This window comes from Dysgonomonas sp. 25, from assembly GCF_010501075.1.
Taxonomy (GTDB): domain Bacteria; phylum Bacteroidota; class Bacteroidia; order Bacteroidales; family Dysgonomonadaceae; genus Dysgonomonas.
Genome location: NZ_QVMN01000029.1, coordinates 1 through 463 on the forward strand (window position 1 = coordinate 1; position 463 = coordinate 463).

The window sequence follows — 463 nt, forward strand, 5'->3', positions numbered from 1 at the left end:
CCTGCCGTACCTGGTCGACAGTTCAACCGGCATCATCGTCTACACCAGCGTCACCGTGAACGGACTGACGCACGAAATGTGGCTTCCCGTCATGGACGGCGCGAACAAGGCGATGAAGCTTGAAACGTACACGTACAGCGTCTACGACCGCTATCAGAAGAAGTGGATTGAAAAGACCGTCGAAGCTGCGACGATGTTCGATATAAACAAGACTATCATGCGCTGTCTGACGAAGAATCTTGCGATGTTCGGTCTTGGTCTGTACATCTACGCAGGCGAAGACCTGCCGGAAACAATCGACATCGACACGCCAGCGCAGGAAGCTACCGCAGCGCCGACACCGGCTGCGCAGCCGCGCAAGACCGCCGGTCGCAGCAAGAAGACCGAAACGCCGGCACCAGCACCCGAAGCAGCGCAGAAGCCGGTCGAAAAGACGCTGACGCACGTCGCGCTGTCGAACACG

General features: G+C 58.1%; 1 protein-coding gene. It reads left to right on the plus strand.

Translation table 11 applies throughout. The features are described 5' to 3' along the window. On the plus strand, positions 1 to 463 hold a 463-nt coding region (locus D0T66_RS16085), incomplete at both ends, for a DUF1071 domain-containing protein (protein WP_163358321.1).